At 59.2% G+C, this 20,813-nt stretch carries 21 protein-coding genes and 1 pseudogene; all 22 read right to left on the bottom strand.

The window, feature by feature from the left end; translation table 11 throughout:
* Positions 1-128, bottom strand: a pseudogene (locus FHT85_RS17605) (bifunctional methylenetetrahydrofolate dehydrogenase/methenyltetrahydrofolate cyclohydrolase); the annotation flags it as partial.
* Between the two features lie 117 nt (positions 129-245).
* Positions 246-2,162: a GumC family protein gene (locus FHT85_RS17600; RefSeq protein WP_112409889.1), complete on the bottom strand. Its 1,917-nt coding sequence runs from the start codon at positions 2,160-2,162 to the stop codon at positions 246-248.
* A gap of 99 nt (positions 2,163-2,261) precedes the next feature.
* Positions 2,262-3,101, bottom strand: a complete 840-nt coding sequence (locus tag FHT85_RS17595; protein WP_112336828.1) for a WecB/TagA/CpsF family glycosyltransferase — start codon at positions 3,099-3,101, stop codon at positions 2,262-2,264.
* 242 nt (positions 3,102-3,343) lie between these two features.
* On the bottom strand, positions 3,344-3,871 hold the full coding sequence (locus FHT85_RS17590; protein WP_112409888.1) for a hypothetical protein: 528 nt from the start codon (positions 3,869-3,871) through the stop codon (positions 3,344-3,346).
* The gene (locus FHT85_RS17585; protein WP_015338831.1) at positions 3,868-4,236 is read right to left on the bottom strand and encodes a hypothetical protein; all 369 of its coding nucleotides are present in this window, start codon (positions 4,234-4,236) and stop codon (positions 3,868-3,870) included. Before FHT85_RS17585 ends, FHT85_RS17590 begins: the two co-directional genes overlap by 4 nt.
* A gap of 14 nt (positions 4,237-4,250) precedes the next feature.
* Positions 4,251-4,847, bottom strand: a complete 597-nt coding sequence (locus tag FHT85_RS17580; protein ID WP_112336510.1) for a rod-binding protein — start codon at positions 4,845-4,847, stop codon at positions 4,251-4,253.
* 131 nt (positions 4,848-4,978) lie between these two features.
* Positions 4,979-5,398, bottom strand: a complete 420-nt coding sequence (locus FHT85_RS17575) for a hypothetical protein (RefSeq protein WP_112336511.1) — start codon at positions 5,396-5,398, stop codon at positions 4,979-4,981.
* Between the two features lie 69 nt (positions 5,399-5,467).
* On the bottom strand, positions 5,468-6,220 hold the full coding sequence (gene fliR / locus FHT85_RS17570; protein WP_112409887.1) for a flagellar biosynthetic protein FliR: 753 nt from the start codon (positions 6,218-6,220) through the stop codon (positions 5,468-5,470).
* The gene (gene flhA / locus FHT85_RS17565; RefSeq protein ID WP_112336513.1) at positions 6,217-8,304 is read right to left on the bottom strand and encodes a flagellar biosynthesis protein FlhA; all 2,088 of its coding nucleotides are present in this window, start codon (positions 8,302-8,304) and stop codon (positions 6,217-6,219) included. The genes fliR and flhA overlap by 4 nt, the downstream gene beginning before the upstream one ends.
* Before the next feature lie 148 nt (positions 8,305-8,452).
* Positions 8,453-8,719 carry a flagellar biosynthesis protein FliQ gene (gene fliQ, locus FHT85_RS17560; protein WP_015338826.1) on the bottom strand — a complete coding sequence of 89 codons (267 nt, stop codon included), beginning with the start codon at positions 8,717-8,719 and terminating at the stop codon, positions 8,453-8,455.
* Between the two features lie 29 nt (positions 8,720-8,748).
* Positions 8,749-9,249, bottom strand: a complete 501-nt coding sequence (gene flgD, locus FHT85_RS17555; protein ID WP_112336514.1) for a flagellar hook assembly protein FlgD — start codon at positions 9,247-9,249, stop codon at positions 8,749-8,751.
* Positions 9,237-9,689 (bottom strand): flagellar biosynthesis repressor FlbT, encoded by a 453-nt coding sequence (gene flbT, locus FHT85_RS17550; protein ID WP_112336515.1) that lies wholly within the window; start codon positions 9,687-9,689, stop codon positions 9,237-9,239. Before flbT ends, flgD begins: the two co-directional genes overlap by 13 nt.
* The gene (gene flaF / locus FHT85_RS17545; RefSeq protein ID WP_106996633.1) at positions 9,686-10,033 is read right to left on the bottom strand and encodes a flagellar biosynthesis regulator FlaF; all 348 of its coding nucleotides are present in this window, start codon (positions 10,031-10,033) and stop codon (positions 9,686-9,688) included. Before flaF ends, flbT begins: the two co-directional genes overlap by 4 nt.
* 37 nt (positions 10,034-10,070) lie before the next feature.
* Positions 10,071-11,120 carry a flagellar hook-associated family protein gene (locus tag FHT85_RS17540; RefSeq protein ID WP_112336516.1) on the bottom strand — a complete coding sequence of 350 codons (1,050 nt, stop codon included), beginning with the start codon at positions 11,118-11,120 and terminating at the stop codon, positions 10,071-10,073.
* A 3-nt stretch (positions 11,121-11,123) separates the two neighbouring features.
* A complete protein-coding gene (flgK, locus tag FHT85_RS17535; RefSeq protein ID WP_112336517.1) occupies positions 11,124-12,614 on the bottom strand; it encodes a flagellar hook-associated protein FlgK in 1,491 nt (496 codons plus the stop codon).
* A gap of 510 nt (positions 12,615-13,124) precedes the next feature.
* Positions 13,125-13,796, bottom strand: coding sequence for a transcriptional activator Rem (rem, locus tag FHT85_RS17530; RefSeq protein ID WP_015338820.1), 672 nt, complete (start codon positions 13,794-13,796; stop codon positions 13,125-13,127).
* A gap of 279 nt (positions 13,797-14,075) precedes the next feature.
* Complete coding sequence (locus FHT85_RS17525) at positions 14,076-14,663, bottom strand: transglycosylase SLT domain-containing protein (protein WP_183774199.1); 588 nt, start codon at positions 14,661-14,663, stop codon at positions 14,076-14,078.
* A complete protein-coding gene (locus tag FHT85_RS17520; RefSeq protein ID WP_112336518.1) occupies positions 14,611-16,221 on the bottom strand; it encodes a flagellar hook-length control protein FliK in 1,611 nt (536 codons plus the stop codon). Before FHT85_RS17520 ends, FHT85_RS17525 begins: the two co-directional genes overlap by 53 nt.
* Position 16,222: 1 nt before the next feature.
* Positions 16,223-17,527: a chemotaxis protein MotC gene (gene motC / locus FHT85_RS17515; RefSeq protein WP_112336519.1), complete on the bottom strand. Its 1,305-nt coding sequence runs from the start codon at positions 17,525-17,527 to the stop codon at positions 16,223-16,225.
* Between the two features lie 3 nt (positions 17,528-17,530).
* A complete protein-coding gene (locus FHT85_RS17510) occupies positions 17,531-18,958 on the bottom strand; it encodes a MotB family protein (RefSeq protein WP_112336520.1) in 1,428 nt (475 codons plus the stop codon).
* On the bottom strand, positions 18,955-19,587 hold the full coding sequence (locus FHT85_RS17505; protein WP_112336521.1) for a hypothetical protein: 633 nt from the start codon (positions 19,585-19,587) through the stop codon (positions 18,955-18,957). The genes FHT85_RS17510 and FHT85_RS17505 overlap by 4 nt, the downstream gene beginning before the upstream one ends.
* 241 nt (positions 19,588-19,828) lie before the next feature.
* The gene (locus FHT85_RS17500; protein WP_112336830.1) at positions 19,829-20,809 is read right to left on the bottom strand and encodes a flagellin; all 981 of its coding nucleotides are present in this window, start codon (positions 20,807-20,809) and stop codon (positions 19,829-19,831) included.
* Positions 20,810-20,813 lie beyond the last annotated feature (4 nt).

The raw sequence follows: 20,813 nt of genomic DNA, 5'->3' as shown, positions 1-20,813 counted from the left end.
TCATCACCGACGATGACGACCGCAAGTCCGGTCTTCACACCGGCCTCGGTCTCAAGTCCCGCCGCCGCAGCCTTCACGGCTTCGATCACCGAAGCTGCTGCCTTCTTCCCGTCGATCACTGTCGTCACGCTCGTCTCCCGATCATGAATTCGCTGGCAATCTACAAGCCATCCACTCCATGGAATGGCCTGCAAACGCCCTATGGTGTCTGAAAGCGGTAATTGCAAGGGAAAACGATGAGACGATCAGGCGCGGTCCGGATGTCTGCGTACAGCGTAGGTTTCGACCTTGGCACGCAGCGATGCAAGCTCTTGCCGGATAAGGCCCCACTCGTCCGCAATATCGAGCCGATCCACATCATGGACGAGAGCAGCCGACGGTTCAGGTGCGATCGCCGGCAATAACTGAGGCTCCAGATCATCCTCATGGCGAAAAGCGTAGGCTTCCGGCATGGTGCTTTCGTCAGCTGCCTGATCTTCTGCCGGCGCGGCACCAGCCAGCCATTTGCGCAGGAATACGACGCAAAGTGCCAGACCAAGACCTATGAGGAAACCGACAGCCTGATTGCTCACGAGCCGGTTATCCAACGGGGCGGCGGCCGCGACGGCCTGGGACAATACCGTCAACGGCGGCCGGACTTCGGAAATCGTCATGCCAGCATTCTGCTGATCGGCCTCGTAGCGGCTCTGCGCTGTCGTCACGGCATCCTGCAGCTGCTCGAGGCGAGCGAGGTCCACATCACTCCCCGTCTGACTGAAAGCCGTCATTTGCGCCGAGAGAGCGGTCTGCTTTTCCAGAGCCGCTTTCACGTCCGCCTCGCTGCTGACAGCGAGCCGCTGCAACTGACTGCGCATATTGGCCGCGAGATCATCGACCGTTGCCTGTTGCGCCAGCAGGCGGGGATGGCGCGGGCCGAGCTGCACAGAAAGCTGTGTCAATTGTGACTTTGCGGCGTTGTAGCGGCTGCGCAGGTCATCAAGACCTGGCGACGAAAGATCGCCCGACAATGCGCCACTCAGCACCGATGCCGGCGTCGCCGATTTGACAGCTACGAGACGGGCCTTGGCGGTGCGTACCGCCAGATCGGCTGCCTTTATCTGCACATCCAGCTGCTGACGCTGCCGCCGGAGTGTCTCGGCCGCGGCAATCCTGTCTTCGCCATAGCGCGTCTTGAATTCGGCAAGGGCGGCAGAGGCGCGATCGAGTTCCTTGCGGCTGCGATCGACCGCCGTTTCGACCCCGAGCGAGGCACCGGCTGCCTTCGCAACGCCCGGGTCATAGAGGGTTGCGATAACCAGCCGGTTGGCAATGTCGGCCGATCTGGCGGGATCGCCCGAGGTAACGATCAGGCGCAGCAGACCCGTCTGACTATCGATCTCGACGGCAACGTCTTTGCGCAGCGTGGCCTGCGCGCGCGACGGCGCATCGGATGCATTGCCGCTGCCGGAAAGCAACTCGACGGCAACGCCGAGGGCACCCGCCCGGCTGCCGGTAAATTCCGGATCGCGATCAAGCTTCATCCTGGCAACGACGTCGGACAATACGGACGGAGCGACGACCCGCTTTGCCGCAACATCCAACAGGGCCTGACGCGCGCGGCCATCGCCTTCCGCATGGAGCACTGCCTGCGAGACATAACGCGGCGGCGGCGCAAGCAAGATGGGAACGACCGCCCCCATGAGCGCGGTTGCGGCGACGAAACTGAGCGCACGGAGGCTGAGAGACCGGCGCCCAGTCCGCGACATGTGTTCAACGGCAACGGGAGCGGAGCCGATTTGCGGCGGAAGCTCCGGCATGCCCTCAAGCAGATCGGGCACGAATTCCAGCAAATCGGGCGCCGGTTCCGATACTCGTTCCGGCAACCGGCGGCGTTCCGCATAGTAGGCGTCGGAGATATTTCCGGCCTGTGCGGCTGCTAGCGCGCGCTCCTGCGATCTTCTATGGCCGGACACCGGATAGGGGTCGCCATTCAAACGTCTGCGCAGGATGGCACGCAGTTCCGCATCACGCGGATCGTCGGTGTTGGCAGCGCGCAGACCGACCGCACTACCCAAATCATCGTCTTCGCCATAAGGAGAGGCACGTGTTCCAGCGCGCTGCGAAACCTCAGAGGTTTGCGCGTCGTAGGGATAAAATCCGGTCCTGGCTTTGCTTTCAAACATGGCGGGCTATCTCGCGCACATGGTCGGAGACCAATGCAAATGGTTAACCCACTCTAAACTTTCATACCAAAGAAAGAGTTAACGCCAAGCCCGCAAATGCTAACTTGCTAATTTGTCCGGCGGCGCAATGTGCCGTTGCGGCAACGGATGCGGCTCCGCGCGAAGGACACGCTGCTTGCGGCCGAACTGATGCCTTACAATCTGATAGAAGAACAGCGGTATGCCCAGCATATAGCGCCGCCAGAGCCTGCCCGGCTCCAGCACGAGACGGAACAGCCACTCGCTGCGCATCGCGCGCACGAGGCTTGGCGCCCGCGGCACAGTCTCCGAAATGAAATCGAACAGGGCGCCAACGGTCAGGACAAGACGGGCGTGCTGCGGGCCGACATGCTCGGCGACCCATTTTTCCTGCAAGGGCGTGCCCATGCCGACGATCAGGACATCGATCTTCTGGCGGCTGATTTCCGCCGTCACTGCGCTGCTCCGGGCCGGATCGAAGAAGCCGTCCGATACGACGACGAACTGGTGCCAGGGAGCATGCCGGCGAAATCTCTCGGCTGCCTTTTCAACAACGGAGCGCTTGCCGCCCAAGAGACCGATCCGCCTCGGCCGCTCCATGAATGTCAGCAGCGCGGGCACGAAATCCGTGCCGTTCAGATTGGCCGGGAAAGGCTCGCCATGAGCGACGCGTGAGGCGATGTCGAGGCCGACGCCGTCGGGAAGCACCAGATTGCGCTCGAGAACACTGCGGTAGGTTTCATCGCGCAGCATGACGAGCATGTTATGCGCATTGACAAAGGAGATCGACGTCTGTCCGACCGGCAGGGAAGCGAGTTCGTTGACGAAGGTCAGCGCGTCATCCCAGTCGAGATCGCATACCGGCAGATCAAAGATCATGCGGCGTGACGCGGCGACGGCAAAATCGGCTACCTGGTTCAATCCAATACCCTCCTGCCCGGCATCGCTGACGCGCATGATGCCAGTACGCATAAAGCGCATGCCCCTCACCGTTCATCGGTGCGGCGACTGGGAGACATGGCTCGTAGGAGTTTATAGCAAGACAAATCCAACTTTCCGTTAGGAAGGAAGGTTGGATTTGCTGGAAGCTATCAGGAGTTTGTTAGGCATATCGATAGAATGTAAGAAATTACTTACGTTTATCGCTTTGCGGCCCAGAGATCTCACTCGACCGGCACTTTGTCCTTTGCCGCATCCTGCACGATCTTGACGGGCTTGACCGTCCTCTTGCCCACGGTTTCCCCGCCGTGGGTTTCTTCTTTGGAAAGATAGTCGAGCTGCTCTATCAGCACATCGGCGACGTAGTCGCCACCAAGTCGCTCGTTCATCCGCTTTTTCAAATCAGCGCGAAAGGCGGCAATATCGAAATTCTGCGCATGAGCGATGTCGATCGTCTTGTTGCCGATCAACAGCGAAAAAAGTTCGTCCGTCGTCAGTTCCGGCAGGGGGATCTGCAGAGCATTCGCCTTGCCCTTCTCCATCATGAAGGAGATGCGCGTCAGGAAATAGCCGGTTACCTGGCCGTTGGCGATAACGGGAACGTTGATCGATTCGCCCTTGACGAGCTCCTGCTGCGCCTTCTTGGCATCGTCAGGGCTGATCGCGGGCGCCGTCGCCATCTGCACCGAAAAATAGACCGAGGCCAATGTTACGGCGCAGACCCACAGGCCGGTGATAACAAGCTTGATCATCCAGCCTCACGGACGCGGAATTGCTCCTGCGAATAGGTGCCGTCCCCATCGGCATTCTGCACGGCATTCTTCAAGATGTCGGCGACTGCACGAACCGCCTCGAGATGTGCCTCGACCCGACGAGCGTTCAGAACCAGCTTCTTCTTTAGATCATGCAGCTGTTCGATGTGGGCGGCTGCAAGATCGGCTGGATCGGTATCGCGAAAGAGCATCGACAATTCGTAGAGGCAGCGGCTCTTGTGTGCGTTCGATACCTTGAGATCGAATTCCGGGTCGCTGCCGATCCGGTTGTTCTCATTGTCGATAATCATCTCCAGGCGGCCAAGGACAGACTTGATCCGATAGTCCTGCGACATCATTTCCATGTTTGTTACCTCGCTCATGCTTTCTGGGACGTCAACGAATTCTGGTTGGTGATGCTGGTGTTGCCGTCGTTATCGGCATTGGCAGCGGCCAGCGTCTTGCGCTGAAAATCGGTAATCGCGCTGAGCGCCATTTTCTTGTCGTTCTCGTCGGTCGCCGCATGGATGGCGCCGGTATTGCGCATCTTGTCGACCTGTTCCTTGTACATTTTTTCGGCGATGCCCACGCCTCCATTCTTGGAGATCGTATCGCCCAGCTGCTCGGCCATCATGCCCTTCCAGATCTCGCCGGCAGAACCTTTGCCGTAGAGCGTTTCGCTGCTCGGCAACATGTTCTTCACGAAGTTCTGCAGCACCATGGACTCGAACTTGCGATAGGCCTGCGGGACCTTGGTCCCGGCGACATGGGTATTGGCATTGGCAAGGCCCGCCTGGGTGGCGGCGCTGTTCATCGCATCCACCGTCGCGCCGAAGCCGTTGCCGTTTTCGGCAAGGCTGGTGGCAGCAAATGCGGCCCGGTTGGCGGCAAGCTTGGCCTGCGCGGCCTCGACATCGGCGGGATTGGCGGCCTTGACGACATCAAGGACCAAATCACTCGGAGGCGAAATAGCCATGTCACGTCTCCTTCTGCTCTCGCATGCACTGAAAACGAGCGGCTCAGCGCTCGTGTCAGGGCATGTCGAATCAAACTGTCAAAACGGATCGGCAACCCAACGCTGCGAATCCTGTTCCATGATCGCGATGATTATGGTTTTTGAACCTTGCTGGAGGCTGGCGTTACGCCGGCGAAGCGCTGATCGATGATGTCGTAGACGGCATTGTCATCCGCCTCCCGCGTTTCCAGCTCGCGGGCATCCTTCATGTGCTCTTCCAGCCTGTCGCCCTTGGTGCGCTCCTGCTGGACCTTCATCTGAATGAGCGTCTGGATGCTTTCCAGCTGCTGGTCCCGGATCATCAGGCGGCCATAGCGCTCGGCGTAATGGATCGAGAATGCCATGTGAACGGGATCAACGGAGCCGATGGCGACCATGACCCGCTCCATCGATTCGGTGACTTCCGACCGCTGTCGGGTGGTATCGGCCAGCTCGCTTTCCGCCATCCGTTCCAGATGGCGCTGCACCGCGACGAGGCGCTTCAGTTTTTCGGACCGGTTTTTCTCAGCCATCGCTACCTACCCGCCGGTCGCCTTGTTCCGGCTGCACTCCAATCGGTGTTCGCCCTTGTGTCATTACGGCTAATGCCCGTTGAAGACAGTCAGGAACGCATTGGAAAACTGACTGACCAACGCCGCAATACTGACATAGAGCATGAACAGCCCTCCCATCAGCAGATAGGGCGTGGAAATGAAATAGATCGGGATCTGCGGCGCCAGCTTGTTGATGAAACCGATCGAAATCTGAAACATCAGGCCGTAAAGCAGGAAAGGGCTTGCCAGCCGCAGCATGATGAAGAAGGTCGTCGCAAGCGTGTCGGTGATGGAAATCAGTGCCGCGCGCGGCTCGATATGTCCGCCGAAAGGAATGACCGAATAGGAATCGACCAGCGCCTGCAAAACATAATGGTGAAAGTCCAGAATGAAGAGGATCATCAGCCCGCAAAAACTAATGAGGCCGGTGAGCGATGTTTCATTCGATTCCTCGACGAGGTCGGCACCGCCGGGCGCATTGAAGCCGATCAGCATCGATATGACCGTGCCGGTAAACTGCAGGCCCAGCGTGTAGATGCGAGCCATCATCCCATACATCAATCCGATGACGGTTTCGGTGAAGATGAGGCCGATATAGTTCGCATCGCCCTTCGACACCTCAGGATAGATCGTGTTCCAGAGCAACGGCAGGATCGCCATCGTCAGGGCCGCGGAAAGCAACAGCCTGATCTGCGGGGGAACGCGGCCGGAGGAAAATCCCGGGAGGACCATCATGCAGCCGCCGATGCGGCAGAAGGCGACGAACAGCGCCAGAATGGTCCCCTGGGGATCTGATATCATGAAATCGAACCTAGAATCTTGATCTCGATCCCCTTGGCCAATTCCACATGCGACAGGACCGGAAGCGTCGCGAACAGGCGTTCGATGATCATGCGCACATAGGAGCGCGTTTCCGGCGACGTGACAAGAACGAAGGGCATGCCCCGGTCCATGTATTCACGGATAACTTTGCCCGCCTGCTCGCTGAACTCTTCCAGGCTGCGCGGATCGATATCGAATTCGACGACTTCGCCCTTCTGGTCGCGCTTCAGCGCCTGATGGAAGATGAGGTCCCATTTGCTGCCCAGGCGCAGGACACGCAGCACTCCGTTATCGGCCAGATCGCCGCAGAGCTGCTGTGCCATGCGGACACGCACATGCTCGACGATCTGCTCGGTCTTGCGGACATGCGGCGCCAGTTCCGCAACGGCTTCGAGGATGAGATGCAGGTTGCGGATCGAGACACGCTCGGCAAGCAGCAGCTTCAACACGGCCTGCAGGCCGGAATAGGACATATGCGACGAGCAGATTTCGTCGGCGAGCTTCTTGTATTCCGGATCGAGACGGTCGATCAGGACCTTCACGTCCTTATAGGACAGCAGCGCCGGCAGGTTGTTGCGGATGACTTCGCTCATATGGGTGAGCACGACGGAGACATTGTCGATTGGCTGGAAGCCCTCGCGCTTCAGATCCTCAGCAAAGGCTTCGAGGACAGAGAAGGCCGGCATGCCGAAAGCGGGTTCGCGGATCTCGTCGCCCGGGACGGTCGGCTTGCGACCGGAGCCGGTGACGACCAGCACTTCGCCGACGCGCAGCATGTTGGAGGCGATCGTCGTGCCATGGATACGGATCTGGTACGACTTGTCGGCAATCGCCATATCGTCGATCACCTTGATCTCCGGCACGACGAAGCCGTATTGCGTCGCGAACTTCTTGCGCATCTTGCCGACGCGGAAAGCCAGTTCCTGATGGGCGCCGAGCAGGCGGGTGGAGACGATCTTGCCGAGCGCCAGTTCGATCTCTGCGGTCTTCAGCACCGATTTGACCGAATCCTTTTCCATTTCCTTCGTCTGCATCACCTTCTGCTCTTCGGCGTCGCGGCGAAGCTTGTTCTCGGCTTCGATCTGGCGCGGGATGAACCAGGCGCCGGCGGCCATCAGACCGCCGAGGAAAACGAAGGGAAGGAAGGGCATGCCGGGCATGATGGCCAGGATGCCCATGAGGACCGCAGAGACGGCGAGAGCGCGGGGATAGCCGCTCAGCTGATTGACGACGGCCTGGTCGGTCGAGCCAGAGGTGCCACCGCGCGAAACGAGGAGGCCGGCAGCGAGCGAGACGATGAGGGCCGGCATCTGCGACACCAGACCGTCGCCGACGGAAAGCTTCACGAAAACGTCCGCAGCCTGGCCGATCTGCATGCCATGACGGAAATAGCCGATGATGATGCCGCCGAAGACGTTGATGCAGGTAATCAGAAGGCCGGCTACCGCGTCACCACGTACGAACTTGGATGCACCGTCCATCGCACCGAAGAAGGAGCTTTCCTCTTCCAGTTCGCGGCGGCGACGCTGCGCTTCCTTCTCGTCGATGAGACCGGCCGAAAGGTCGGCGTCGATCGCCATCTGCTTGCCGGGGATGGCATCCAGGGTAAAGCGGGCGCCGACTTCGGCGATACGCGTCGCACCCTTGGTGATAACGATGAAGTTGATGGTGATGAGGATGAGGAAGACGATCAGGCCGATGACGAAATCGCCCGACATGACAAGGCTGGAAAAACCGGCAATGACGCCGCCGGCGGCATCATGTCCTTCATAACCGTGCGAAAGGATGACGCGGGTCGTGGCGATGTTCAGCGCCAGGCGCGTCATCGTGGCGATCAGCAAGATCGTCGGAAAGGACGAGAATTCCAGCGGCTTCTTGATCCAGAGCGCCACCATGAGGATCAGCACGGAAAAGGCGATCGAGAAGGCCAATCCAAGGTCGATCAGAAACGGCGGAATCGGTAGGAACAGCACGCACAGGATGACCATGATGCCGAGGGCAAACCCGATATCGCGGACGCTAGGATTGGCTTTGGGGAGTGCTATTGCGGGTGGTTGTGCCATCGACCGGTTCCGTCTCTTCATGAGAGGAGGCAAGCGGCTGAACCGCCTGCCCTATTGGAACCGACCTCTAAAGGCCGAAGCTTGCGCGAGCATGGCCGATGCCGTCGATGCGCGCGATCCGGAGGCCGAAATGGCCTTCAGATTTATCCTAGAAACCCGATTGAATGCGGGAGAAGACGAGATTGGTGAAGATTGAAATCTGCGCACCGACGAATGGCGCCGAGATGCCGATCGTGACCATGACGGCGACGATCTTCGGAACGAAGGTCAAGGTCGCCTCCTGCACCTGGGTGAGCGCCTGAATCAGCGCGATGACCAGACCGACGACCATGGCGGCGATGACAGCCGGACCGGAAGCCACAAGCACTGTCCAGATTGCCGCCTGGAAAATATCCAATGCATCGGCTTCATTCATAACCTGTCCACTCCCGGTTCAGCGGCACGTCATGTGCCGCTGGTCTGATCCGTATTCGACGACGAATCACTGTTGCTACTATCGCTCGACGTGGGCGAGGTATCAATGGTCGTGCCCGCCGGAGCGATCGTCACGCCGGCCTGGATCAGAATCTTGTCGCCGGCATTGGTTTCGGCAATGATACCGTCCGTATAGACGCTTACCTGCTTGATCGTGCCGGTGGTCTTGCCGTCGGCGCTCATAATCTGCTTGCCGATGTAATCCGAGGCCTGCGAGATCCACTGGTTCTGCAGCACGGTTTCCAGATGCGAGTTCGTCTGGATCTGCTGCTCCACCTGGGAGAAGCTCGCCAGCTGGGAAATCTGCTGGCTGGCATCCATCGGACTGGTCGGATCCTGGTTCTTCATCTGCGCGATGAGGAGCTGCAGGAAATCGTTGTAGTTCAAAGTAGCCTTTGAGGATGCGGCGGCAGCATTGCTGGCAGTGTTCGGAGAGTTGGTGCTGCTGGCGACGCTATCTACCGCTGCCATGGAGCGATCTCCCGGCGGATGTGCTCGATCGTTGCCGCCGGCATTTCCTGGCTGTTCAGAATCTGATCCTCTATCGCGTACAGGCTGCGGATCGCCTTCAGCGCGTCAAAGGCGCGGCCGGTGGAGACAAGCCCGTCGATGCGCTTGAGTTCGGCCAGCACTTCCTCATTGTGGAAGCACGACAGCAGCATGACGATCGATTTGCGGAACATCGCCGTCGACTGCTCCTTGCCCTCAGGATTGATAAGGATCATCTGCGCGATGAAATAGAGCTGGCGCAGAGGCGTTGTCGCCTCCTCGGGCTGAAGCACGTGGTTTTCGAGCAGGAATGTCACATCATTCAGGAACTCCAGAGCAACCTTGCGATCGACACGCAGGACGGCCCCGTTGATAAAGATCTTTTCCCCGGCTTTGAGGGATATGCGAAGCGTACTTTTCATTTAAGTCCATCCCTGATGATGGTGGTGACATCTATGATGCCTTGATAATTTTCCGACTGGCGCAGCCGAATTCGATCGCATTCCTTCAAAATCCAGATGGCGATCGAGATAAGGTTGGCACGCAGTTCGACATTGAGCTGGTTCTCCGGGCTTTTAAGGTCGTCGACGAAGCTCACCCATACGCGACGCGTATAGAAGAGAGCCTCGATCGCTTCACGACCGTATTTTTCCGCATCGCGGGCCGCGGAGAGAAGAGCTATCGACCGGTCCAGAACTTGCCGTTCTCGTTCCTTGGCGTCGGCCACAGCGTCCTGCATGACTTCCGCATATGAGAACTGATACATTCATGCATCCTTCCTGGTCATTACATCCCTTTGATCATCAAAGGTAATTTACAAGGCTTAACTGCTGGATCTTGGAAACAATAGTGTAAGCCGTTTGGAGTTGCGTCTGGAGACTGTTGACCTTGGTCGACGCCTCATAGGGATCGACCCCGGTCAGGTCGCCAATGCTCGTGGTGAGAATGGTTTTCTGAGCGTTGAGCGTCGTATTCGCATCCGAAAGGCGCGACTGCGACAGGCCGAGCTGGCTTGCCTGGCTGTTCAGCCCGTCAACCGACTGACGCGTATAGCTGATGGCCTGCTTCGTGACCGCGTTCACGGCGCTCTGATTGAGGCCGGGAGGCGTGCCCATGAGCGCGTTGGTCACGCTGGTCGCCAGCGCCAGATACCGGATGCCGGACGAATTCGCATTCGTCGAGCTTTCGATGACTTCCGAATTGCTGATACGACTGGTCATATTCTGATCGGACGCACTCGACCAGCTCGACCAGCTGGGGTCGGACGTGAACATCGGCTCGACCTTGGTCTTGATGAAATCCGTTATCTGGTCTGCAGATATGGTCGCTGCGGTTACCGCCGGCGACTGGGCGGCCATGTAGGTCGTCAGTGCCGATTGAATAGCCGCGTTCGTTGTAGCGGATTGATCCGTCATCGGCTGAACGTCGGTGTTGGTTCCGGCAAAGAGATACTCGCCGTTGACCATCGTATTGGCGGAAGCGATGACGTTCGACAGGGTCGATGACGCCGCCTGCTGCGCCAGGGCGACGCTGCTGCCGTCGGTGTTGCCGCTCAGCGCCACCAGTTGATCCATCAGCTTCTGCGCCTGCGTGCCCATGCCGGTCAGGGCGGTCTGCGAGGTTGTCATCCGCTGGTTGGCAATGGAATTGCTGCTGAGGATCGAGTCGATGCGGGACACTTCCCGCGTCAGGTTCACATTGAGCGACGTGCTGCCGCCGAGCGAAACACCGATATCGGCGTAAACGCCAGTGGTCGCCTCCGTAGAGGCGCTCGTCATCTCATTTTGCGCCTGGCGGACGGTCTGCCGCATGGCATTCTGAATGGCTGTGCTCGAAATGAAAGAGAGTTTCATGGCTTAGCTCGCGAGGTCCAGTACAGCTTGAAGCATCTGGTTGACGGTGTTCAGTATCTTTGTTCCAGCCTTGTAGGACTGCTCAATATCCATCATCAGTGTCAGCTCTTCATCGAGACTGACACCGGTCGCATTCGAATAGGCGCCCGAAGAGCGCGAAAGAGCGGCGGACGTATTTTCCGCCGCGGTCGTCGCCGTGCTGCGCTGGCCTTCCAACCAGCCAATGGAGCTGGCTGAATAATCCATCAGGCTGGCATTGGTGCTGGAGCCTGCGGTAGGATCGAACGCCATCTTCGCATTCATTGCAGTAATGAAGGCATCAAGCTGCGTGGAATAGCCGCTGCCGCCGCTGGTATTCTTCGTATAACCGGTCTCAGTCGCGCTATTATTGATACCACCATCCCGCAGCAACGTGGGGTCGCCACCTTGGGATGTGATTAATTTCGAATTAACGGTGATCGAGCCGGCCAAGCCAGTGACCGCGGTCCCGCTGGCAGGAATAGTGCCGCCACTCCAGGTAAAAAGACCCGGCAATGTAGGCTTGGAAGGATTGCTGTTCGTTTCCGCAAAGACCGTAACCAACCCTCTGGCGATCTCATCGAGCTGCTTCTGGTAGGTCGGCGCAACATCGTCGCGGATCTGCAGCGCCGCCTGCAGAGTGCCCTGCGCCGTCGTATTCGCACTCTGGCCCGGGGTCAGAGCAACGCCGTCGATATAGACGCTGTTGCCGGGGACAGGAGTGGCCGCCGTATACGTATCCGTCGACTTGAACGTCACCGTGCGCGGAATGGTCTCGAACAGGGTCGTTCCGCTGCTAGTATAGAGCGCCATGTCGTTGTTGCCGCGCGTCACCGTCGTCACGCCAACGATCTTCGAGATCTGGTTCAGGATCGAATCGCGCTGATCCATCGCGTCGGCAAGCGCGCTCGACGTGGGATTGGCAGCCGCCGTGGCCGATTTTACCGCCTCGTTGGCCGTCTGGAACTGCTTGAGAAGGCTATTTAGCGTATCGACGTCGGACTTGATCTGCTTGTCGGCGTCGGCGCGGGCGCCCTGTACTGCCGTCGTGGCATTGTTGAGAGATGTGGCCAGGCTCTGGGCTGCATTGATCGCGGATTGGGCCGCCGTGGCATTGGACGGCGATCCGGCGTAATTTTGCATCGCATCCTGAAATGCAGACAGATAGGTCGCCGGCGCAATTTCGTTGTCGTTGCCGCCAATCGTTGCCGACTGAAGATTGCTGTAGGCGTTCAGGAGCAGTTGCTGCGCCGAATCCGACGACGCCGAGCTGAGATAGGCCTTCTGCAGCGCGGGTTCGCTGCTGCGCGAGATTTGCACCACCTGTGCGCCGGCCATGTCGGTGGTCAACATTGCCTGGCGCCGCGAGTAATTCGTATTGTTGGCGTTGGCGATGTTGTTCGACACCACGCTGCTCTGCGTGCCGGTATTATTGAATATTGCCTGCGCGTTGTTGAGAGCTGTTGTAAGCGACATGACTGACTCGATACCCTATTCGTTTAGCGCGGCAGATCGGCCGAGGACGCTGGAAATGTCGGAATAGCCTGTCGGAGCGAGGCCGGCGAAATAGACCAGATTGTCGTTGGCAACGGACGGACGGCTCCCCCAGAGAATCCGCGCACATTGATACGGCGGTCAGAAGCGGCGCTGAGGCGGACTGCCTCTGCACTTACTTCCGCAAACGCGGTCTCTCTGCTGCCGAAATTCCTCATCTGGAATCCTCGTTATCCTTCATACGACTGAGAGTAGGTGGCGGGCCTTGCGTGAAGCTGTCTGAGAAAACGAAAAAACGATCATCGCGAAAAGCGTCGTCGCAAGTCTCGTGCGAGAGATATCACCGCTCGTTATTACGCCGTTGATGGTAAGGGAAGGCGCACTTATTCTTGCCGTGATTGTCCCGCGCACTGCAAAAGAATAAGCCCGGAAATCAAGGGATTTCCGGGCTTATCAGCAGGCTTTAACATCTGGAATGCACGACTGGCAGTATCAGCTCCAGTCGATGCAGTAACCAAGGAAGCGTTTGGAATCGACCGGATCGAAACCGAGCTTCTTGCGCAGCTTCTTGCGCAGCTTGGAAATATGGCTTTCGACGACGTTCTCTTCGACTTCCTCGTCGAAGATGCCGTAAATGGCGTTGAAGATCTGGGTCTTCGTCACGCGGCGGCCGCGATTGGCGATCAAATATTCGAGGATGCGGCGCTCGCGGCGCGGCAGGGCAAATACGGAACCGTTTATTTCCGGATCGCGGCCATCGGCGAAGACGCGGATAGGGCCGATATCGGTATAGTTGTTGATCGCCTTCAACCGGCGGCGGATCGCCGCCGCCCTGGCCAGGATTTCGCGAGGATGGACCGGCTTGCGCACGACATCGTCCACGCCGCAATCAAAGAGTGCAAGCGTGGCCTCCAGCGAGGGCTGGTCGCTGACCGCGATGACAGGTGCCGCCGTCCGGTCGCGAATCGCCCTCGGAAGCTCGAGCACTTGCTGCCCCTGTCCGATCAGGAAGGCTTCGACCGCAGCAATGTCGCCCTCTGCTGCGGTCGAGACCCATTCGCTAAATTCACGCGGATCAAATCCCGTCGAAGGGATGCCCTCGCGCCCAAAGAGTGATGTATATCCGTCTTTAACGAGCTCTCGCTCATCAACCACTACGATCATTCGTCCGCCTCCGAATCAGTGTGGTGTTTCGATGACCTATGGGTACGAATCGGGCGAATCACGAACAACTGTCGGAAATGAGTGACGGAAATTAATAATTGATTAACCATAAGGGTGCGATTTGCACTAGATGTAGTATGCGCTTGGCGTTTTACACCGATAAAAAACCTGTTAGCAAGCGTATGATTAACATTTCCATTTTAGGCAAAACCACGGCAGTCAACCGCTTCGATTGGGTTAGCGCTGGCTAACCGGATACCGTACTCAACCTATGGATGCCTAATCCCGACAAAACGTCGCCGCGTTTGGCGTCCATTTTCCGTAACCGGTGGCGACCAGATTGGCGATCACGCGGCAGACATAGACCTTCTGGGCGGGGTCATTGTTCGGGCCAGCATGGTATCTTGCTACCGCCATAGTCCAGGTCTCATGCCTGTCATGCAGATTGCGGAGAAACTTTGCGGCATATTCGACATTGCTGCGCGGATCGAACATGGCGTCGACGGAAGCAAAGTTTTCGCCATGAAAATACTGATTGATCTGCATGCAGCCGACATCGATGAGCTTTGCCCCACTCTGCCGTGCAGCGGCAAATACCTGCAGGGCGGCGCCTTCCGACGGCGGGAAGATCGGCCGTCCCTCGACATTGAGCGCATAGGGATAAAGCGACCCTTTGCGACCGGTTTCCGTGAGGCCGACGGAATAAAGGATCCCTTCCGGTATTCCGTATTTTGCGGCAGCGGACTGGATTTCTCGTTCACAAAGACCCGCTGCACCGTTGTCCGGCGGCGCCGGATTGCCTGATGCCTGGACCTCAGAGGTAAACCGCACCAGAGCGAGAGCGCTGCAGGCCACCACTAGCGCCATCCTCAACGCTGCGCTCACCCGAACTGCGATTGCCATCGTTTCCATTTGCCTGCTGCCCTGAATAATTCTGGCCCCTGGAGCGCGCGTCGCCCCCCTGCCCCTGGTTCAACAGAGACTGCTGCTGCGGCTGATTCGATCCGGAGTTGCGGCCGCCGTCCGACTGCTGGTCGGCATTGGACGCCAGGGTGACGGTGATGTTATCGACCTGATAGCCTTGCGCGCGTAGCGCATCGACCATGCGGCTCTGATCGGCATGAAGCTGCCTGTAGGCTTCGCCGGTCTGCACCTTCAGATCGACGCTCAGCTGGTCTCCGGAAAGCCGCATGGTTGCCGTAACGTCGCCGAGATTGTCCGGACGTAGCTGGATCTTCAGCGTGTTGACGACCTTGCCGGTGCTCGTCAGGTTTGCGGCATTGGAAAGCGCCGAGCCCGGCTGCATCGCAGCCGACCATTCGCGGTCGCCCGCCAGGCTTCCGGCGACCAATGCCGAGTTGGTGGCAAGCCCGAGATAGCGACGCGAATCCAGTACGGTGACTGCCACCGCATCGCCGCCCGCAGCAGCGCCGACTTTGACATCGGCAACGTCATCACCGCTCTTGCTGATCGACAGGTCGAGCGCGCCGCCGCGGCCATCCGCCCGCGCCAGGCGGAATGTTTGCGCGACATCCGTTCCCTTACCGTCATCCGGCAACGTCACAGCCGTGTCTGCGGCATCATTCGCAAATGCTGCCTTGCCTGATGACAATGCCTGGACCTTGGCATCGTCTGCCGTCTTGCCTGACTGCACCGCGCTACCCTGTGCCGTACTAACCTGCGTCGCAACGACGGGCTGCGCAACGTTCAGCAGCGACAGGGTATCGGAAATCGTATTGGCCGGCAGGCTGCCTTGCGTCGACGCAGACTTACCGTCATCCGCCGCCTGGACATCCTTTCCATCCTTCGCACCAGACGTCTTGCCGTCGCTCTTGACCGGCGCCGTCTGACCGTCCGCGGTCGCGACATCGGCCAACTGCTGCGCGATCTCGGCAAGCTGGTCGAGTGCGGCAGACTGCACCGGCACTTTGGCCGTATCGGTCGTGGGCATGGCGGGGTCTGTGGCTGCCGTAGGCTGATCGGCTCCGGTGGATGTCGCGCCGGCCTCACCCGCCGCTGCAGCTGCATTCTGCAGCGCGATCAGCGATTTCGAGAGCGACGAGGCGCCGGCAGGCTGCGAAGCTTTCGCGCCTTTGGCCAGGCCGGCGAGATTGGAAAGGTTGGTTCCGGAGGTATCGATCATCCCAACTCCGGCCTTGGTGCTGTCGTCGAAGGAGAGAGCTGCCGCGGCGGAGTTTCCCACGACCGTCTGTGCCGCACTTGCATCCTTATCGGCAGTCGTGTCCGCATTGGCGGAGGTATCGGCACCGGCATCGGAGCTTGAAGATTTGCCGCCATTGCCGAGCGAGCTCGTCAGCGCATCAATAAAACCCTTGCCGTCATCCTGCTTCGCCGAGCGGCCGCCTTTGGCAACCGCACGAATATCCGCCCCCGACGGGGCGCCGGACACACCGATGTCGTTCATATCAATGACTTTCCTGCTTCAACAGGCCGTCGATGGCATCCAGCTTCGAGCGGCTCGTCGTGACGAATGCGTTGAACGAAGAGTCGGCCTCCTGCCGCCCTCCCTCCGGGGCGGGAGCCGCGTTTGCCGAGGCTCCCTGCTCAACACCCGCCGTGCCGGGAGATTGGCCTCCCGCTTGATTCGTCACAGCAGCATCGTGTTCAGTCTTCTGTTGGTTGGGCAGGTTAGGAAAACTGCCTTGCCCGAGGCTTGCAGCATCGGGTGTTCGCAATATCTCCGCCGCGACGGCCTTTGCAGCGTCGCGCAATGCGCGGTCGCGCGCATTCAGCTCGCCCGCCGGCATCTGGTTCACATCGTCGATCGCCGCCTTCAATTCGGGCGTGGATACGCCCGCCACGCCGCCATAGAAGTTAGCCAGCGCACCAAAGGCATCGCCGCCGTCATTGGAGATCGCCTGAGCACGATTGGCCGCCAGCGCGGCAAGATCGGCCTTGCCGGCGATCGCGGCCCGGCGCGCCATGCGCAGATAGATCTCCCGCTGTCTCGGCGGGTCCATGAAGGACAGGATGTCGACGATGTCCTGCTGCTTCACGCCGGAATCGTGGTCCACCACCAGCTGCACGAAAAGATCGGCAAACTGGCTGGCGTAAGGCGAATGCAGAAAGCGCCGCGTATAACGCCGTGCATAATCTAATCCTTGCGGCACCATGCCCGCGTCGGCGCACAAAGCCAGCGAGCGGCGCAATGCCGATTCCTCCACGATCGTGCCGGGTGCCATCAATCGCGCCCAGTCGTAGAGAGGCAAGGCTGCCTTGGCATTCTTGCCCGACATGACATTGCCCGCAACTAGCGAGAGGTAGGGGCCGATCGGCTTGCCGCGATACTCCTTGGAGATGTCGACAAGCGTGTTGACGACAAGCAGACCCTTGCCGTTCAGATATTTCCTGAGCATATCCGCAACGCGATTGTCGAAATTGCCGTTGACGTCGCGTGACATCAGATATTCGAGCGTTTCGGGGTTGCCGCCGCTCATGGCGTAGATAAGAGCCGCATCGACGTTACGACTGTCCTCGAAGACGGATTTGTCCGCGCTGCGCAGCCGCTCATCTATGGTTCCGAGCAGAAAGCGCTGCATCTCTGCGGCAGAACTGTCGCCCGCGACAACGGAATCCTGTACGAATTCGAGCGAGCGCAGCATCTTGTAGAGCGGCAGACCGTCCTGTCTCTCAGCACTCGCAACCCCAGACATCAGCATGCCGAGGGTGAGCGTGAGCGCAAGGCGATGACGATGCTGTTTGCGCGCCATGAACTATCCCTGCTTGCCTTGACCGGACTTGCCCTTGCCCGAAGCCGGCTTGACGGGAGCTTGCGTTCCCGAAGCTGCGGGATCCGTCGCCGCCTGAGTAGAGGGACTCGCGATCAGGATCTCGATACGGCGGTTCGCATCGTTGAATGGATCGTCGGGCAGCTTCAAACGTCGGTCCGCGAAGCCGGATACCTGCACAACCCGCTTCTCATCCAGTCCGCCGCTGGTCAGCATGTAATAGGCGCTCTGGGCGCGATCGAGCGACAGACGCCAATTGTCGTTGCGGCCGCCGACCATATAGGGGCGCCCATCGGTATGGCCGCGGATCAGGATCGATCCCTTACGCTCCGCGAGAAGCTTGCCGATCTTCTCCATCGCCAGCACCATCTCGCGCCGGGGGACCGCCGAACCGATATTGAACATCGGATCGTTGGTCTGGTCGGAAATCGTGACCAACACCCCGCCTTCAGCCGCAGTCACCTGCAGCCCTTCGGCCAGCTGGCCGGCAACGCCCTTGATCTCAGCCTGAATTGCCTGTTGCAGATCCTTGGCTTCCTGCTGCTGCGCTTTCGTCGGCTGAGCATCCCCGTTTGCAGGCAAAGCGGCATTGTCTTCAGGGGTGGATGAGCCGCTTTGCGTACCAGCCTTGGCAACCTGCTGAGCCTGCGTCTGTTTTTCCTGCGCCTTGCCGGCCGCTTGCTGCTCGCTCACCGTCGGCTGTTGTTCGGGCGTTTGCGGCTGATCGGCCGGCTGGCCGATGTCCGCAGCCGTTGCCTTCGACAAGGCGATGACTTCACCCTTGGGCGATTGATCCGACTTGGCGGACTGTTCCTCGTTCGCCTTCTTCGAAGCGCTGGAAACCTGCACCTGCTTGGTCCAGAAATCCGGATCGAACGGATCTCGATAGGCCTGGCCGCCATCCGCGCCCGTTGCCGGACCCGATTGAGCGGCACCGCCCTCACCCTTGGCGCTGACATTCGCCTGCTGACCGACTTCCTGTGCGATCTCGGCTAGCACCGAATAGGGATTCTCGAAGAAATCCGCCTCGGAGTAATTCGTCTGGTCGCCCGATGTCGAGGTCAGGTCCTCACCGGTTTTGGCTGATTTGCCGTCGTTCGGCTTTTCCTGCGGCTTGTCGGACTTCTGCTGGTTCTTTTCGCCCTGGGCCTGATCGACGGGCTTCTTGAGGCCCTTTTCCGTCGGCTTCTCGTCGGCGAGCTTGATGGGATTGAAATAAGAGGCCACCGAGGCCTTCGTTTCTTCGTTGGCGGCGTTCACCAGCCACATGACGAGGAAGAAGGCCATCATCGCGGTCATAAAGTCGGCATAGGCGATCTTCCAGGCCCCACCATGGCCGCCCTCGTGATCGCCGCCGCGGCGCTTGACGATGATAATCTCGTGCTTGCCGTGATTTTGATCGCCGTCGCTCATTTCAGGATCTCTTTCAGACTGGCGGCCCAGGCGGACATACGGGTCACGAGAACGCTCTCGCCGATGGTGACGGTGAGATCGACATCATTGGCCTCGATATGCCGCAACAGCGCGCCGTCGTCGCCGAGGCGGCTATGGAGAACCTCGAAGAGATAGCGCGGACCAGTGACCGAGATCGGCCCGACGCTGCCGTCGAGGATCGAAGCTTTGACCAGCTCGGCAAGATCGCCGACCGCCCTGGTCGTCAGCGTCTCGGTCATGATCGGCGCAAGGATGGCGGCGGCTTCCGTGCTGATCGCCTGCCCGAGCATTATGGCGACGCGGTTCATATCTGCCGCGATCTTTTCCGCCGCCTGCTCTTCGTAATATCTCCGCCGCGCATCCATTTCCGCGCGGAACGACTGGGCCATGGCATCGAGTTCGGCCTGATGCTTCTGCGTCAGTTCCTGCGTCGCCGCCTCATGCCCCTCCGCATAGGCAGCGCGACGCTCGGCCTCGACATCAACGGGCGGCTCGCCTGGAATTTCAGCAAACTCGATCGGCTCCGGAAAGGCCATATCCTCGACATGCGACGGAGGAACCTGTTCGGCGCTGAAATCCTTGAGATATCGAGATAGTGCCAAGCTCACGCGCGCATCTCCCCATTCGCGCCGCAGAGGCGCTGCAAGTCGATGCCGGCAGCCGGCCGATCCATTTCCATTCTCAAAACGTCGATCATCACGCTTCCGGTTTCCGTCATCAGGCAGCAGCGTCCGGGACCAATGTCACCGACACCTTACGCAACCAAGCCATTGCAAAGGACCGTAGGCAGTCAAACTTGTGCGAGGATGAATGCGATGCGGCATAGCCGATCCGAGTTCCGCCCGACGGTCATTTCGATTGAAGGATGATCAGAATCTTGCTCGCCATGCTGTTGGCGATCGACAATGTCTGAACACCCATCTGCTGCGCTGTCTGCAGGGCACTCTGCCGCACCGAGGCCTCTTCCATGTTGGTGTCGACCAGGTCACCGACGCTGCTCTTGATAGCGTCGCCAAGCTTGGAAATATAATCCGACTGGTCGGTGATGTTGGACGACATCAGACCCAAGGTCGAATCGGCAGACGTTGCCGATTTCAGAAGCGAATTGGTGACGTTGATCATGTCGGTCAACTCGTCGTCCGTCGTGCTGCTGGAGATCGAGATCTCCGTTCCACCTGATGGCGTCGAACCGCCGCTGGCGGCAAGGAGATAGTAGTTGCGAGCCGTCCCGCCGCTGGTTCCTGGAGCGCCGAGTGTGCTTGCGTCGACATTCTTCGTCAACAAACCTCGCGCCGGTTGCGCGGTATCGATCATCAGGGTTTGGGAGCTGTCATAATCGATCGTCGTAAAATTGATCTGTCCGCCTGTCCCCCGTGTGAAGTTGCTGATCACCGATTGCTGCGTATTGGCTTGCTGCTCGGTGTTGTAGAGCCAGTTCTCACCGGAGAAGGATGCTGATTGGGCAACGGATTGCAGCTGGCTCTTGAGCTGCTGAATATCGGCGTTGATCGCATTCTTGTTTGTGCCCGATTCCTTGGCCGAAACCAGTTTGGACTGGATCTGGGTCAGCAGGCTGACGACCGTATCCATGGCGGTGGATGCGGTATCGACCTTCGAGGCGCCGAGACCAAGCGCGTCCGTGATCGTGGAAAGGCTGCTTCGGTCCGAGCGCATGGTGGTCGCCATCGACCAATAGGTGGGATCGTCGCTCGCCGTTTGAATGCGGTAACCGGACGAGACCTGCTGCTGCACGACATCGAGATCTTTGTTGATACCGCGCAGCACGGTCAGCGCCGCCGACGTGGAAGGATTCGTCGTCACATTGCTCATCTGA

Origin of the sequence: Rhizobium sp. BK312 (assembly GCF_014193605.1) — a bacterium.
Classification (GTDB): Bacteria; Pseudomonadota; Alphaproteobacteria; order Rhizobiales; family Rhizobiaceae; genus Rhizobium.
Note: the sequence above shows the minus strand (reverse complement) of the source record. Positions and strands in the feature narration are given on the sequence as shown.

What these genes read in the sequence shown, in the direction of transcription:
- FHT85_RS17580 (WP_112336510.1), bottom strand. Translation starts at nt 4,847, where the DNA reads ATGGCTATTTCGCCTCCGAGTGATTTGGTCCTTGATGTCGTCAAGGCC.
- flbT (WP_112336515.1), bottom strand. Translation starts at nt 9,689, where the DNA reads ATGAAAAGTACGCTTCGCATATCCCTCAAAGCCGGGGAAAAGATCTTT.
- FHT85_RS17520 (WP_112336518.1), bottom strand. Translation starts at nt 16,221, where the DNA reads ATGAACGACATCGGTGTGTCCGGCGCCCCGTCGGGGGCGGATATTCGT.
- FHT85_RS17585 (WP_015338831.1), bottom strand. Translation starts at nt 4,236, where the DNA reads ATGGAAATGATGTCGCAGGACTATCGGATCAAGTCTGTCCTTGGCCGC.
- FHT85_RS17540 (WP_112336516.1), bottom strand. Translation starts at nt 11,120, where the DNA reads ATGAAACTCTCTTTCATTTCGAGCACAGCCATTCAGAATGCCATGCGG.
- motC (WP_112336519.1), bottom strand. Translation starts at nt 17,527, where the DNA reads ATGGCGCGCAAACAGCATCGTCATCGCCTTGCGCTCACGCTCACCCTC.
- rem (WP_015338820.1), bottom strand. Translation starts at nt 13,796, where the DNA reads ATGATCGTAGTGGTTGATGAGCGAGAGCTCGTTAAAGACGGATATACA.
- FHT85_RS17510 (WP_112336520.1), bottom strand. Translation starts at nt 18,958, where the DNA reads ATGAGCGACGGCGATCAAAATCACGGCAAGCACGAGATTATCATCGTC.
- flhA (WP_112336513.1), bottom strand. Translation starts at nt 8,304, where the DNA reads ATGGCACAACCACCCGCAATAGCACTCCCCAAAGCCAATCCTAGCGTC.
- fliR (WP_112409887.1), bottom strand. Translation starts at nt 6,220, where the DNA reads ATGATATCAGATCCCCAGGGGACCATTCTGGCGCTGTTCGTCGCCTTC.
- FHT85_RS17575 (WP_112336511.1), bottom strand. Translation starts at nt 5,398, where the DNA reads ATGGCTGAGAAAAACCGGTCCGAAAAACTGAAGCGCCTCGTCGCGGTG.
- FHT85_RS17500 (WP_112336830.1), bottom strand. Translation starts at nt 20,809, where the DNA reads ATGAGCAATGTGACGACGAATCCTTCCACGTCGGCGGCGCTGACCGTG.
- FHT85_RS17600 (WP_112409889.1), bottom strand. Translation starts at nt 2,162, where the DNA reads ATGTTTGAAAGCAAAGCCAGGACCGGATTTTATCCCTACGACGCGCAA.
- flgK (WP_112336517.1), bottom strand. Translation starts at nt 12,614, where the DNA reads ATGTCGCTTACAACAGCTCTCAACAACGCGCAGGCAATATTCAATAAT.
- flgD (WP_112336514.1), bottom strand. Translation starts at nt 9,249, where the DNA reads ATGGCAGCGGTAGATAGCGTCGCCAGCAGCACCAACTCTCCGAACACT.
- fliQ (WP_015338826.1), bottom strand. Translation starts at nt 8,719, where the DNA reads ATGAATGAAGCCGATGCATTGGATATTTTCCAGGCGGCAATCTGGACA.
- FHT85_RS17590 (WP_112409888.1), bottom strand. Translation starts at nt 3,871, where the DNA reads ATGATCAAGCTTGTTATCACCGGCCTGTGGGTCTGCGCCGTAACATTG.
- flaF (WP_106996633.1), bottom strand. Translation starts at nt 10,033, where the DNA reads ATGTATCAGTTCTCATATGCGGAAGTCATGCAGGACGCTGTGGCCGAC.
- FHT85_RS17525 (WP_183774199.1), bottom strand. Translation starts at nt 14,663, where the DNA reads ATGGCGCTAGTGGTGGCCTGCAGCGCTCTCGCTCTGGTGCGGTTTACC.